The organism is Mesobacillus sp. (genome assembly GCF_057785455.1).
The window spans coordinates 14,992-28,066 of record NZ_JBYNSB010000023.1 but is presented as its reverse complement, the minus strand read 5'-3'; the positions used below and the strand labels follow the sequence as shown (position 1 = coordinate 28,066).

At 44.6% G+C, this 13,075-nt stretch carries 14 protein-coding genes and 2 riboswitches; of the genes, 4 read left to right on the top strand and 10 right to left on the bottom strand.

All coding sequences use genetic code 11. The annotated features are described in order from the left end of the window. Positions 1 to 65 precede the first annotated feature (65 nt). From AC3EBE_RS08290 to AC3EBE_RS08250, 9 genes are all read right to left on the bottom strand, one after another. Entirely contained in the window at positions 66 to 1,724 is a 1,659-nt protein-coding gene (locus AC3EBE_RS08290) for a glycerol-3-phosphate dehydrogenase/oxidase (RefSeq protein WP_488594717.1), read from the bottom strand. A 145-nt stretch (positions 1,725 to 1,869) separates the two neighbouring features. Continuing rightward, positions 1,870 to 3,360, bottom strand: a complete 1,491-nt coding sequence (gene glpK, locus AC3EBE_RS08285) for a glycerol kinase GlpK (RefSeq protein WP_488594547.1) — start codon at positions 3,358 to 3,360, stop codon at positions 1,870 to 1,872. Positions 3,361 to 3,575: 215 nt separating this feature from the next. Then, positions 3,576 to 4,418: an MIP/aquaporin family protein gene (locus tag AC3EBE_RS08280; protein WP_488594546.1), complete on the bottom strand. Its 843-nt coding sequence runs from the start codon at positions 4,416 to 4,418 to the stop codon at positions 3,576 to 3,578. A 231-nt stretch (positions 4,419 to 4,649) separates the two neighbouring features. Further along, the gene (locus AC3EBE_RS08275) at positions 4,650 to 5,195 is read right to left on the bottom strand and encodes a glycerol-3-phosphate responsive antiterminator (RefSeq protein WP_488594716.1); all 546 of its coding nucleotides are present in this window, start codon (positions 5,193 to 5,195) and stop codon (positions 4,650 to 4,652) included. 196 nt (positions 5,196 to 5,391) lie between these two features. Further along, positions 5,392 to 6,570: a toxic anion resistance protein gene (locus tag AC3EBE_RS08270; protein ID WP_488594545.1), complete on the bottom strand. Its 1,179-nt coding sequence runs from the start codon at positions 6,568 to 6,570 to the stop codon at positions 5,392 to 5,394. Further along, a complete protein-coding gene (locus AC3EBE_RS08265; protein WP_488594544.1) occupies positions 6,567 to 7,226 on the bottom strand; it encodes a 5-bromo-4-chloroindolyl phosphate hydrolysis family protein in 660 nt (219 codons plus the stop codon). Before AC3EBE_RS08265 ends, AC3EBE_RS08270 begins: the two co-directional genes overlap by 4 nt. A gap of 345 nt (positions 7,227 to 7,571) precedes the next feature. After that, on the bottom strand, positions 7,572 to 8,120 hold the full coding sequence (locus AC3EBE_RS08260; protein ID WP_488594543.1) for a transposase: 549 nt from the start codon (positions 8,118 to 8,120) through the stop codon (positions 7,572 to 7,574). 165 nt (positions 8,121 to 8,285) lie between these two features. Further along, positions 8,286 to 9,380 (bottom strand): S-layer homology domain-containing protein, encoded by a 1,095-nt coding sequence (locus AC3EBE_RS08255; RefSeq protein WP_488594542.1) that lies wholly within the window; start codon positions 9,378 to 9,380, stop codon positions 8,286 to 8,288. 173 nt (positions 9,381 to 9,553) lie between these two features. Further along, entirely contained in the window at positions 9,554 to 9,982 is a 429-nt protein-coding gene (locus AC3EBE_RS08250) for a hypothetical protein (RefSeq protein ID WP_488594541.1), read from the bottom strand. 157 nt (positions 9,983 to 10,139) lie between these two features. Between AC3EBE_RS08250 and AC3EBE_RS08245 the strand changes: the two genes are divergently transcribed. Further along, positions 10,140 to 10,268 (top strand): hypothetical protein, encoded by a 129-nt coding sequence (locus AC3EBE_RS08245; RefSeq protein ID WP_285290782.1) that lies wholly within the window; start codon positions 10,140 to 10,142, stop codon positions 10,266 to 10,268. A 43-nt stretch (positions 10,269 to 10,311) separates the two neighbouring features. On the opposite strand, the gene AC3EBE_RS08240 is transcribed toward AC3EBE_RS08245, so the two are convergent. Next, positions 10,312 to 10,476: a hypothetical protein gene (locus tag AC3EBE_RS08240; protein ID WP_488594540.1), complete on the bottom strand. Its 165-nt coding sequence runs from the start codon at positions 10,474 to 10,476 to the stop codon at positions 10,312 to 10,314. Between the two features lie 44 nt (positions 10,477 to 10,520). Further along, positions 10,521 to 10,611: riboswitch (cyclic di-GMP riboswitch) on the bottom strand. A 194-nt stretch (positions 10,612 to 10,805) separates the two neighbouring features. On the opposite strand from AC3EBE_RS08240, the gene AC3EBE_RS08235 reads away from it, so the two are divergent. The 3 genes from AC3EBE_RS08235 to AC3EBE_RS08225 all read left to right on the top strand — a co-directional run bounded on the left by AC3EBE_RS08235 (position 10,806) and on the right by AC3EBE_RS08225 (position 13,070). Continuing rightward, positions 10,806 to 11,267: a hypothetical protein gene (locus AC3EBE_RS08235; RefSeq protein ID WP_488594539.1), complete on the top strand. Its 462-nt coding sequence runs from the start codon at positions 10,806 to 10,808 to the stop codon at positions 11,265 to 11,267. 52 nt (positions 11,268 to 11,319) lie between these two features. Beyond that, positions 11,320 to 11,403: riboswitch (cyclic di-GMP riboswitch) on the top strand. 587 nt (positions 11,404 to 11,990) lie between these two features. Further along, positions 11,991 to 12,491 carry a matrixin family metalloprotease gene (locus tag AC3EBE_RS08230; RefSeq protein WP_488594538.1) on the top strand — a complete coding sequence of 167 codons (501 nt, stop codon included), beginning with the start codon at positions 11,991 to 11,993 and terminating at the stop codon, positions 12,489 to 12,491. Between the two features lie 21 nt (positions 12,492 to 12,512). Then, positions 12,513 to 13,070, top strand: a complete 558-nt coding sequence (locus tag AC3EBE_RS08225) for a hypothetical protein (RefSeq protein ID WP_488594537.1) — start codon at positions 12,513 to 12,515, stop codon at positions 13,068 to 13,070. The last annotated feature ends 5 nt before the right edge of the window (positions 13,071 to 13,075 follow it).

Genomic DNA, 13,075 nt, shown 5'->3' with positions numbered 1-13,075 from the left:
GCCTTTATCGCATTAACGCGCCGGGGGTCTGACCCCCGGCGCGTTAATGTGGTAAAGTCCCGCTCTTATTCTTGGATTGGTGTGGTGGCTGCTTTGATTTCTGCCTCCAAGGCGGCTTCTTGTTTTTGTTTTTCTTCCTGGCTCCAGTTGAAGGTGTCGGCCATATAGGCGCTGACTGCTTTTTTTGTTTGCTGGACGGTGTTGATTTCAAATAGCAGTTTTCCTGTTCTCCTATTGAAGAAATCTACCAGGGTTGCAACCATTTCGTATTCGATGCCATATAGGAGTTTAGCGAACGTTACTGCCGGAATTCCATATTGTTTCATGCTGGCCTGCTGGTTTCTTACCAGTTCGAAGACTGCAGGCGCGTTGGAACCGTAGAACTTCGCCAGGTGGGTGGCTTCTTCTTTTTTCAGGCCTGCTTTAACTCCCAGTTCTGCTGTTTTCGTTATGAATTGCGGGAATTTCTCCGACCCGCCAAAATCACCGCCTGAAATTGGCATGTGCATTGTCCTGGATGATCCGAAATCCTTCCCTTCCTCCGACCTGAATTTTTCCGCTACCACATCGACGATTGTTTCAGCCATCTTCCGGTATCCTGTCAGCTTTCCGCCGGCGATCGTGATCAGGCCGGAATCTGATTCCCAAATCTCATCCTTCCGTGAAATCTCGGATGGGCTTTTTCCCTCTTCATGAATCAGTGGACGGATGCCAGCCCAGCTGGATTCCACATCCTGCTGTGTGGCTTTTACATCAGGGAACATATAGTTGATCGCATTGAGCAAATAATCCATGTCAGCCTGGGTCATGCGCGGATTTGCTTTTTCATCATTATAAAAAGTGTCCGTGGTCCCGACATAGGTTTTTCCATTGCGCGGGATTGCAAAAATCATTCTTTTGTCCGGTGTATCAAAATATACCGCCTGCTTCAGCGGGAAGCGGGACTGGTCGATGACAACATGGACACCCTTTGATAAAATCAGCATCTTGCCTTTCTTGGAGCCATCTTTTTCCCGTAGAACATCGACCCAGGGGCCAGTAGCATTAATGATTTTTTTCGCGAGGATTTTGTACTGTTCGCCTGTCAGCTGGTCTTTTACCAAGACACCTATGACTCTGCCATTTTCATAAACTAGCTCCTCTACCTTGGAGTAGTTCAAAGCCGTTGCCCCTTTTTCCACCGCGGCTTTCATGACCTCAATTGTCAGCCTTGCATCATCTGTGCGATATTCTACGTAATAGCCGCCGCCTTTAAGGCCTTCTTTTTTAACCAGCGGTTCTTTCGCAAGGGTTTGCTCCTTGGAAAGCATGCTGCGGCGCTCGCTCTTTTTTACCCCTGCTAAAAAATCATAGACTTTAAGACCGATTGATGTTGAAAAGCTGCCAAATGTCCCGCCCTTATGGAAAGGAAGCAGCATCCATTCTGGAGTCGTTACATGGGGTCCGTTTTCATAAACGATTGCGCGCTCCTTTCCTACTTCAGCAACGACCTTCACATCGAGCTGCTTGAGGTAACGCAATCCCCCGTGTACGAGCTTTGTCGACCTGCTGGAGGTGCCGGCTGCAAAATCCTGCATCTCGACAAGGGCTGTGCTGATTCCTCTTGTTGTGGCGTCAAGCGCGATTCCCGCGCCGGTAATCCCGCCCCCGATGACGAGCAAATCGAATTTCTTTTCCTTTAAGTTGGAGACTATATCTGTACGTTTAGTATTAGTGAACATGATGTTTCCTCCTTTTGGACAGAAAAAAGAGACCGCAAAGAACATCACCATTAGTAGGTAATGCTTCGCGGTCTCTCCAGATCTCCTGCCGATTTATTAACTTATCTTTATTGTATCAAATTTATGAGGTAAAAGATATTGTAAAAACTTATTTAAAAACCATCGCTGCTTTAACTGCTTTTTTCCAGCCGTCGTAAAGCTGTGTGCGGTTTTCATCAGACATCTTCGGTTCAAAGGCCTGGTCAATCGCCCACTGTTTCGCGATTTCCTCCTGGCTTTCCCAATAGCCAACTGCGAGCCCTGCCAGATAGGCCGCTCCCAAAGCAGTCGTTTCATTTACGACCGGGCGTTCAACAGGAACATTCAGAATGTCGCTCTGGAAGTTCATTAAAAAGTTATTCTTAACAGCTCCGCCATCAACACGCAGAGTTTTCAGCTCGATCCCTGAATCTGCCTCCATCGCGGACAGAACATCCTTAGTCTGGTAAGCAAGTGATTCGAGTGTCGCGCGGACAAAATGCTCCTTGCTTGTACCGCGGGTAAGGCCGAATACTGCTCCCCTGACATCACTGTCCCAATACGGCGTGCCCAGGCCGACGAATGCAGGAACGACATAAACCCCATCCGTTGATTCGACTTTTGTGGCATAGCCCTCGCTGTCCTTCGCATCCTTAAGCATCCTTAAGCCGTCGCGCAGCCATTGGATGGCAGAGCCTGCCACGAAAATGCTGCCTTCAAGCGCATACTCAACTTTTCCATTCAGGCCCCATGCAAGGGTGGTTAACAGGCCATGCTCGGAACGAACAGCTTTTTCGCCTGTATTCATCAGCATGAAGCAGCCTGTGCCGTAAGTGTTTTTCGCCATGCCTTTTTCGAAACACGCCTGGCCAAACAATGCCGCCTGCTGGTCACCTGCCGCTCCGGCAATCGGTTTCTCCTGGCCGAAGAAATGGTAGGCAACGGTTTGAGCATAGACTTCTGATGATGGTTTGACCTCTGGAAGCATCGATGCCGGCACCCCGAGGATCTCCAGCAGCTCTTCATCCCATTTCAGGTCATATATATTGAACATGAGCGTGCGCGAAGCATTGCTATAGTCCGTCACATGGGCACGGCCGCCGGAAAGCTTCCAGATCAGCCAGGTGTCGATGGTGCCGAACAATAGCTTGCCCTCCTCGGCTTTCTGCCGTGCGCCGTCTACATTGTCAAGGATCCATTTTACCTTCGTGCCTGAAAAATAAGCGTCGATGAGCAGGCCCGTCTTTTCACGGAATAAGTCATTGTAGCCTTTTTCCTTCAGGTCATCGCATATCCCGCTCGTCTGACGTGATTGCCAGACAATCGCGTTATAGACAGGGACACCTGTTTCCTTGTCCCATACAACAGTCGTTTCCCGCTGATTGGTAATACCTATTCCCGCAATCTGCTCCGGCTTAACATTGGACTCGGATAAAACCCCAGCGATGACAGCGAGGACCGAGCCCCAGATTTCATTCGCATTGTGCTCAACCCAGCCAGGCTTCGGAAAATGCTGCGTGAATTCCTTCTGCGCAACATGCACAATCTTCCCAGCCTTATCAAAAAGAATCGCCCTCGAACTCGTCGTCCCCTGATCCAAAGATAGAATGTACTTTTCCATTTAAAATTCCTCCCTTATATAAAGTCCATATGAGATTAATTTGGTGAAATTATTGGCATGCAGTGTTCTGTGTCTAGCACTCCGGGAATCCTGGCATCACGGCAACCGGGCACCCCGGCACCCCGCCACACTAAAGCATTACCGCGCCGGGGGTCAGACCCCCGGTGCGGTGATGCGGTGAGTTGTTAAAGTGCTGTCTTCATTTCACATGCTGCTTATCTGTTATATGTTTTTAGTTTCCCGATTTTGGAAGTATCGATTTCGCCTGCTTGCTTTCGTCCTACTGTATAAGCTAATGCTAGACTTAATGCAACTATACCAGTTACGATCCAAAAAGTCGTAGTAAAATCACCGGTAAAAAACGCCTGGTAGAACACTGCTCCCATTGCGCCTCCTAGCAGCGGCCCCACTACCGGAATCCAGGCGTAGCCCCAGTTTGAGCCTCCCTTGCCAGGAATCGGCAGGATAAAGTGAGCGATCCTTGGCCCAAGGTCACGCGCCGGGTTGATTGCATATCCCGTAGTGCCGCCGAGCGACATGCCAATGACAACAATCAATAGGCCGACTGCAATCGGATTCAAGCCTTCGGTAAATTTATTTGCGCCAATAAATAATAATCCTAAAACGAGAATAAAAGTGCCAAATACTTCACTGAATAAATTTGAAAATGTATGCGGAATAGCCGGGCCTGTTGCAAAGACTCCTAATTTTGCCCCTGGATCTGATGTTTCTTTCCAGTGCGGCAGATAGTGAAGGAATACAAGCGCTGCTCCAAGAATAGCTCCAATTAACTGAGCAAGTATATAGCCTGGAACGTCTGACCACGGGAATGATCCGTTAATCGCCAGTGCGAGAGTAACAGCCGGATTCAAATGTGCCCCGCTTATCGATCCTACTGCAAAAACACCCATGGTTACCGCCAGTCCCCACGCAATCGTAATGACAATCCAGCCTGCATCCTTTGCATAAGATTTCTTGAGCGTTGATCCTGCTCCGATTCCTGCGCCGAACACAATCAAGATCATCGTCCCAATGACTTCTCCCATAAAAGCTGACATAGAGATTCCCCTTCCCTGTTGCTGTATTATGATTGTTATCAAGTAGAGTCAGGAGATAAAATAAAAAGGGAGATCCACAACAGTACACACCAAAAAATTCTGGCGTCTCTGTGTGAATCTCCCATTCTCCGTCACGTCTCTTAACTTGTATTTCGAAGTATACTAGACTTTGAAAACGCTGTCAATAAATTTGTCAGATATTTTTTATAACTATATTACCAACAATGCTATCTATGCGAAGTGCTTCCATATTTCTTTTTGCGAGGTCGTTACAGCGACTGCACCAGCATCCAAGGCCTGTTGGACGTCCTCAACCTTCCTGATAAAACCTCCAGCAAATAGGGGAATACTCACCCGTTCGTTCACTTCTGAAATTAGCTCAGGCATTAATCCAGGCAGGACTTCAATGTAGTCTGGCTTTGTTTTTTCCAGCAGCTTATAGCTTTTTTCAAGAGCATGCGAATCCAGTAAAAAAACTCTTTGCACTGCGATAATTCCCTTTTGCTTTGCTTTTAAAATTACATTCGATTTCGTCGAGATCAGCCCATAAGGCTTGTATTCCTGACAAATAAACTCGGTCGAATAATCGTCGGCTTTGATTCCGTGGATCATATCCATATGATAAAGCATCTTCTTCCCATGCGCCTCCGCCATGGCATTCACATGCTTCAGCTGTGCGATATGCATTTCGAGAAAAACCCCAATCTCAAAAGGGCTTTTCAAAAACCGTTCAAAATCCTTCATGCTAGAAGAAGCCGGCAGAATCTTTTGATCCATCATTTTCATCCTTTATGTATCATAATGCTTCCATGATAGAGCGAAGACGTATTAAAAAGCAAGGGCAAGAAGGCAGGATGAACGAACTGGGTGATTGATTTATTTCGGGACGCAGATCTAACCCTTTTACACTTTAAAGCGCCGGGGGTCTGACCCCCGGCGCTTTAAAGTGGTGAAGCGGGGCCTGGCCCCGCTCTTATTTATCTTTAATCTCAAGCAGCTTGAGCCGCAGTTCGTTTTCCATGGCTGCGAGGTCTTGTTCGGCGAGGCGGCGTTTTGTGCGGCCTTCTTCCTGGATTCGCAATGTTTCTTCGAGGGTGGAGATCAGGTTTTCCTGAGTCTTTTTCAGGGTTTCGATATCGACCAGGCCGCGTTCGTTCTCTCTTGCGGTCTCGATCGTGTTGGTCTTCAGCATTTCTGCGTTTTTCAGCAGCAGTTCATTGGTTGTCTTTGATACCTGCTTTTGTGCTTCAACGGCATGACGCTGTCTGATCAGAGTCAGCGCGATGGCGACCTGGTTTTTCCAAAGCGGGATCGCCGTCACAATGGACGACTGGATTTTTTCCACAAGCGCCTGGTTGGTGTTCTGGATCAACCGGATTTGCGGCGCGCTCTGGATCGTGATTTCACGGCTCAATTTCAGGTCATGAAGCCTTTTATCGAGGCGGTCGGCGAACTGGATCATGTCGTTCACTTCCTGGAACTTCATCTGGTCGTTCGTTTCCTCTGCCGCCCGCTTCATGGCAGGAATCGTTTTTTCATGAAGCTCCTCCAGCTTGATTTCCCCTGCTGCGATATAAATATTCAACGCATGGAAATATTCCTTATTCGTTTCATACAATTTTTCCAGCATGCCAATGTCAGATAGCAGCACATTCTTGCTGCGGTCGAGCTTCACGCTGATGCGGTCAATCTGGGCGCCGGTTTTCTGGTATTTGGACAATACCTCCTGAATCGTGCCGGACATCTTCCCGAACATCCTTGAAAGCAGCGACGGCTTCTCAGCACGCAGCTCATCCGGGCTCACCTGATTCAAGTGCTTCATCAAATCACTGATGATTTCCCCGATTTCGCCGACATCCTTCTTTTGAACATGGTCAAGCATCGCATGGGAAAAAGACAGCAGTTTCCCCTGTGCCTGAGTACCATACATAATCATCGCCTGGTGGTTCTTCGGATCGATCTGCTCTGCCAATTGGTAAGCCTTTGCGCGGTTTTCTTCCGGAATCACATCAATCAGTTTTACCGGCTTGCTTTCTGACTCCTGTGCAATTGGCTTCAGCACTAAATCTCCCTGATCGCCAAACGGATTGGCAAGGATATCGTCTACAATATTGCCGCTATTTTTTAATAAATCGAGGTCCTTCTCGTTCATTTCTTCGTCCTCCAATTTCCATCAAGAAATTTCGTTTCTTTTACCGTATTCAGCCTATGCTTGGCTACATCTATCTCAAAATTCAAGTGGTCATAATCGTCAGCCAGTACCTGATAAAGGTCCTTCTCGACCGCTCCGGTCATTTCAATCAACGTTTTTTGCGTATCCTCGAGCGTGTACTTCATCTCGCGGTTCGTTTTTGACTGGGCGGATAGGAAGGCGTACTTCTCAGTCAGCTCAAGGACCGAGTCCAAATGGGAAAAATAAAACTGTTCGGCCTGGTAAAATCGCTTCGGCTCCCTGCGAGTCAGGCTGTAAATGTTGCGGACCATCCTGATCAGCTCCATGCGTTGCTTAAGCGACTTGATGTGCCGGATGGAAAACTGGACCTTTTGCAGGCGCTTGATTTTCAGCTTCGCTTCATCAAGATTCTTCTTTATATATTTATATTCCTTTCTCGTCAGGCCATGTTTATTGAGGAATCGGGTCTTCATGAAACTGCCAAGCCCAAAATACACAAGTCCACCCGCCGCGATGCCGGCCAGGATAGCCGTTCCGAATGTCAGATCAAAGCCAATATACGTTAAAAGCCATATAAACCCGGCGGAAGGGATGGCTGCCAGGGTACGGGCAATAAAAGAAAGTACTGGGTTCATCGTCATTACACTCCTTCTTGGAATCCTTCCTCTATATACGATTGACATGGGGTCAATGTTTCACTATTCCATAGTTCCATATTACCCATAAATTCTCCTGCTTTTAACAGGCTTAGACTGTAAAGGTTTCTAAGACCTGAGACCGATTTTTTTGGAGGAACATAACTTCTCCTTTTTTTATGGGGACGGAAGCAGGGGGACGTACCCTCTGCTTCTCTTTTCCCTTGGAGGAAGCACAGGGACGTACCCTTCGCTTCTTATATTATCCAGAAGATTTACTTCCGGTGAGAATCTAAAAAGCCCACACCTATTCCGGCAAACAATAGGCATGGGCAGAATTAATTTTTATTTCATCAGAACCAGTTCATTTTCTATCACTCTCTTATAATACTCTTTTGGCGGCTCGGGAAAATAGGATAGGATTCGGTCTGTGGTGACATGAGGATTTTTCACATTGGAAATATAAGCTTGATAACTGCTCCATTTATAACTTGCTGGATCTTGGGCTATTTTTGCCTCGACGGGATTTAGATGAATGTACCTGCTGGCATTCAAGAAATATTCCGGTGAGTCGATTAACTCAGATTTATAACGGCCCTGGAACACATGACCGACAAAATCATGGCGGTTATTAAAATAGATTCCATATCGGGAATTCAGCATTTTCATGATTTCCTGCGGATGGTGGTTGATGGTTTCGAGCAGAAGATGAAGGTGGTTGGTCATCAGGCAATAAGCGTGAAGAGTGAACGGGAAGTAGATGCGGGTTTCTTCTAAGAAGTCCATATACTGGTATCGGTCTTTATTATCCATGAAAATCGGCATTTGCCGGTTCCCACGGTCGGTAATGTGATAGACCGCGCCAGGGTACCAGGTTCGTGGTTTGCGGGACATGTGGACAGCTCCTTTTTATTCTATTAAATTTTTTATCTAACGAACTACAGCCTCCTTTCTTTATGGGTAAATTATATCATTATAACGAATCCTGGGAATAGCTGCTGCTTCTGAAAAATAAAAAAACACCATCCTTGTAAAAGAATGGCGTATCAAAAATCTCTTTTAAAAATTTTGCATGACAAACATATAGCTAGACTGATAGCTGCCGCCGTGTTTTCGGAAATCATATCCCTCTACAGATAAGTAGATTTTTTCTTCTGTATAACTTCCTTTATAAAATCCTCTTTTCTTATACAGCATTGTTTCATCAATTTTTTCAGTATCGAAAGTTTTAGGCAGGCCAACGTATGGCTTCAAATAACTCTGGTAAGCAGTGAACATTTTATCCAACTGCGAGGAAGCAGGCGGCGCATCCAAATGGTTATCTACGTTAATAACTACTCGATTCAATTTATCGTTTTTAAATGTAAATAAATATTGTTCATTTGCCGATAGTCCGGTGATTTTAGAAGAATAAACGATTTGGTGGTCATTTGTTTCTAGGGGCAGTTTAATTTCACTTTCTATTTTATAATTCGCCATCAGCTTTTTTACTTGAGAAGAAGTCATATCGTATTTAATGCTCGGCAGGAACAAGTTAAGTACAGAATAGCTTCCCCGGAATTCCGGATCAAGTGACCTGGCGATAAACGCTGAGAATTGAGCGCGGGTAACCGAGTCCTTCGGTTTGTATGTACCATCATTGAAAATTGCAGTCACTCCATTTGCGGCCAAAGCCTTAACAGCAGGAAGCAAGTCAGTGGGAACATCTGTGATTACAGCAGAATAAGTACCTTTTAATTTATATCCATTCACCAGATACTTAGCCATCTCACCTCTTTTTAGTTCCTCATTTGGATGAAAGGCCGATGCCTTTGGGATGACTCCTGCTTTTACAAGAGCCGCAACATCCTTGTATGCAGGATGTGTTGCTGGGAGATCGCTGAATCCTGGGTTAACAACATTTTTCGTATCGAATTTCAAGGAGCGATTCATCATCATCGCCGCCTGCGCCTTAGTTACAGGCCTGCCTGGCAGAAACCTGCCGTCAGCATAACCAGAAATAACCTTAAGGTTCTGTAAATACAGGATCTCCTCAATTGCCCAATAGCCGTTTGGAACGTCTTTAAAATACGTCTGCGCAAGAGCCTTCTCGGTTGAACCAAAAGTAAAGCTTGCTGTGAATAAAACGAGTAAAGCGATTAATAACTTTTTCATTTCAGTCCCCTTTCAGGTGGATAGTTTTTTGGTAAAACTATCCTTTATATCGACTGAAATTTCAATTTTATTAGCTTGAATCAAGGAAGCAGCCTTTAACGCATCACCGCGCCGGGGGTCAGACCCCCGGCGCGGTGATGCGGTGAAGTGGTGGGGGTCTGACCCCCACCGGATTAACGCTTTAGTGTGGTTGGGTGCTGCTCATAATTGGTTTTCTTCAGGATTGCTGCAACGGCTAGCCCCAGCAGGATTCCTATCAAATCGAAGCCTACGTCGAAGAGCCTGCCTCCTCTTAACAGGTGGAGCTGTAGTATCTCAGTTAGTAATGCGAAGGCTAGGGAGAGAAATATCGATTGGAGCTTATTCAACTGCAGTATTAATAAAATGGACAAGATTGAAAATGCAATAACATACCCTATTTTTTGTAATATGAATCCTTCTGAGGGATTTGTGGGAGGACTTAGTAGGAACTCCTGGTAAAACGGATTAGGGTTCCAGTAAAAATAAATTGCCAGCTGGCTGTTCGCTAACTCGAATTTTGTCGTACAAGTCATAATGAGAATGGCCATGGACCAAAGTGCCAGAAAAAGGCTTCTCAACAAGGTGAATCATCCTTTTTACCTGCCATTATGAACATCAAATAAGAACAATATACTATAACTCCTCCCGATTGCCGTCGTTTCTTATCGAGAACAAATTGTACAAATCTGTTCTCTATTTGGATAGAATGGAATTAACACTATTTGGGAGGAGTTATATATGCCTTTGCTTCAAATGAAGGAAGTTTACACGCCGCTCAAACTGATCGGAATCAAGGTATTTAAGTGCAAAGAAGGCCATACTTATATTAAATTTTGGAACAAGCCTCGAAAAAGAATGACCAATTAGCTTAGCTTAAACACTAAAAAACGAGCAGACAATTGTCTGCTCGCTACATTTTTACTTCTATAAAACTCGCCTGCCGTCTATGATATACTGCCTTTTGCTGTAATCTCGCCCTGAGTTCTTTACAAATGGCATCTTCCATCAATGCCTCATTATACTTTTGCAGCAGCAAATGAAAACGATATTTTAGTTTCAATCCTTGTTTTAACACATTATATCCTCCTTTTTTCTTCACATAAATCGCAGGAGTTCGTGTTCGGAATCTGGCTGACGTAGTCACAAAATCGCAACTTTAGTCCCTGTAGTTTTGCGTCACCATCTTTCAATGGTTTTGCCCTTATCGTACGTTTTATGTGTTATCTAATTTGAAATTACCAAATTTGACCACAATTGTTAAGGGACTAAAGACCTACATAATTCCTAGCTGTTAATATATTTTTATTACCCCCTTCCCTCCCTCACAAAACGGTTCATAGCATAATTCCAGAAATTGGGACATATGATTTGAAGAACTTCTTAAATAAGGGGTTGTTCTTATCGATGAAAAGGCGACATCAGTTTCAAGCTGTCCCTATAATAATAGGTATTCTTTTGCTCGCATTTTTAGTAATCATCTTGCGAGCTGTTCTAAACGCACCTTCTCACCAAGCCATAGCAGCAGTTGAAAAATTTTATGATTATGAACAGGAAGGCAGCTTTTCAGAATCCTGGGAGCTCTTCCACCCCTATATGAAGCAAAAATTCACAAAATCAGCTTTCATACAGGATCGTGCCCATGTTTTTATTGGCCATTTCGGCGCAGAAACGTTTACATATGAAATAAGTGAAGCTGAAGAATTTGAAAAATGGAAACCAGATGCTAGCCAAAAGACTATAAAAAATGGTTACAAAATGACTGTGACGCAAAGCTATAATGGCAAATACGGAAAGTTCCATTTTCAGCAGGATGTTTATGTAGTAAAACATAAAGGAGAATGGACGATATTATGGGATTATAATTAAAGCCAACATTTTTTTACAAAAATGTTATAAAGATATATAATTTAGTAGCCGATATAAATAAAGGCAAAATCACTGAAAGGTGATGACGCAAAGCTATAGGGGCCTCCGTCCAGCACAAGGCCAGCCAGCTGCCATCAAATAGTAAAGGAGAATTTTGATGTCCTCGTATTATTGGCTTACACCAGAGGAGAAGCAAAGAAAGAAAAAAAGGAACAAAGCAATTATGTATGCTTCCCTAATGCTGCTCTCCGTAGTTTTAAGCGCATTCGTAACAATTCTTGCAAACCAGATATAGCAATATCAAAAAGATCTCAGCAGCTGCTGGGATTTTTTTGCGTTTTGCCAACTTAATCTGAACATCACACTTTAACGCATCACCGCACCGGGGGTCTGACCCCCACCGCTTTAGAGTGGTGAAGTGTGGTGTTTCTTCTTTATGTATGGATAATTTTCGTTTTTGTGGGGGGTATTTTGGGGGTTGGGTGCACTTTTTTTACTAATTTCTAGTTTTTCCATAATCGATTTTCATAGGGTTTTACCACTCGTCCTCATCCTTTCTCTCTTTTTCTCCTAATTTCATTTACACCTAAACTTATCCGAATATTTCAACAACTACTTTTTTCCTCCTGCTATACTCCTATTATAGGTTGGCCAGCCTGATCACTAAATTTTTCCAAACAGACATAATCAACGAAATAATAAATGAATAAGGGTGGGAGAAAAATGAAGAAATTCATGAAAAAAGGACTTATCGTCGGAGCTTTAGGCTTGATGCTTTTGCCTTCAGCTGCATCCGCTCACTTCCTGGGCTACGATTCAGTTGACGGCAAGGAAATCCGCTGGGGAACTTACCACGGGACTACAAAGTGGACGACAGCAAGGGGTGCAGCGATTTCTACCTGGAATGGCATTAACCCAATCAATATCCTTGGTGATACAGCAACAACAGTCGAGGATTTATCCTTCAAGGACGCGAACCGTTCGGATGTAACCTGGGCCGGGCTGTACAGCAATTTATCCGGTGCTGACAGAATCCAGCTGAACAACTATTACCTGAATGGCTACACAGCCGCTAAAAGGCAGAACGTATTCACTCACGAACTTGGACATGCTCTTGGACTTGCCCATAGCTACTCAGACCAAATTATGTATGCCTATGTGACCTCCAAAACATCCCTGGGATCACATGACAAATCTGACTATCATTCCCTTTGGGGCTATTAATTTATAGGAGGAGCGGTTAATATGAAAAAAATCACGATGTCACTAACCCTAGCAGCTGTCATTACAGGCGGATTTTTAGGAGCAAATTATCTTAACGGTGAACAAGCAAGCGCGGAAAAAGTAGTAGTAAGAGAAGCACATGCGAATTTTATTGATGATTTTTCAGATAAAAAGAAGCTCGTAGGCGCAACGGATAACGTTTTCCTTGGAAAAGTTGTCGAACAGGCTGGAGCAAAATCGCTGGATGGCGGTCCGGAGACTCAATTTACAGTTGAAGTCATTACGAATGTAAAAGGAAAGCTAGACGGAAGCGTTACGGTAAACCAGCAGGGCGGCTACATTGAAAATGAAGCCGGTGAGACAGAACTTCTTCTAATCGAAGACGACCAGCTGCTTGTCCCTGGTGAGACATATTTATTTGCCACAAGATACTTAGAATCCGAAAATTGGCATACTGTTGTTCCTGCATTTGGGGATATCAAAGTCGACAGCGAAGCGAAGAAATCTGATTTAGTGAAGGCATTTAAGGAAGCCTACAAGAATCAGGTTGTTCCTGCAGATTTGAAGGATAAAAAGTAAGATTG

Excerpts from the sequence above, each read along its gene's own strand:
- glpK (WP_488594547.1), bottom strand. The coding sequence starts at position 3,360 with ATGGAAAAGTACATTCTATCTTTGGATCAGGGGACGACGAGTTCGAGG.
- AC3EBE_RS08245 (WP_285290782.1), top strand. The coding sequence starts at position 10,140 with ATGCCTTTGCTTCAAATGAAGGAAGTTTACACGCCGCTCAAACTGATC.
- AC3EBE_RS08235 (WP_488594539.1), top strand. The coding sequence starts at position 10,806 with ATGAAAAGGCGACATCAGTTTCAAGCTGTCCCTATAATAATAGGTATT.
- AC3EBE_RS08280 (WP_488594546.1), bottom strand. The coding sequence starts at position 4,418 with ATGTCAGCTTTTATGGGAGAAGTCATTGGGACGATGATCTTGATTGTG.
- AC3EBE_RS08265 (WP_488594544.1), bottom strand. The coding sequence starts at position 7,226 with ATGAACCCAGTACTTTCTTTTATTGCCCGTACCCTGGCAGCCATCCCT.
- AC3EBE_RS08255 (WP_488594542.1), bottom strand. The coding sequence starts at position 9,380 with ATGAAAAAGTTATTAATCGCTTTACTCGTTTTATTCACAGCAAGCTTT.
- AC3EBE_RS08225 (WP_488594537.1), top strand. The coding sequence starts at position 12,513 with ATGAAAAAAATCACGATGTCACTAACCCTAGCAGCTGTCATTACAGGC.
- AC3EBE_RS08230 (WP_488594538.1), top strand. The coding sequence starts at position 11,991 with ATGAAGAAATTCATGAAAAAAGGACTTATCGTCGGAGCTTTAGGCTTG.
- AC3EBE_RS08260 (WP_488594543.1), bottom strand. The coding sequence starts at position 8,120 with ATGTCCCGCAAACCACGAACCTGGTACCCTGGCGCGGTCTATCACATT.
- AC3EBE_RS08275 (WP_488594716.1), bottom strand. The coding sequence starts at position 5,195 with ATGGATCAAAAGATTCTGCCGGCTTCTTCTAGCATGAAGGATTTTGAA.
- AC3EBE_RS08270 (WP_488594545.1), bottom strand. The coding sequence starts at position 6,570 with ATGAACGAGAAGGACCTCGATTTATTAAAAAATAGCGGCAATATTGTA.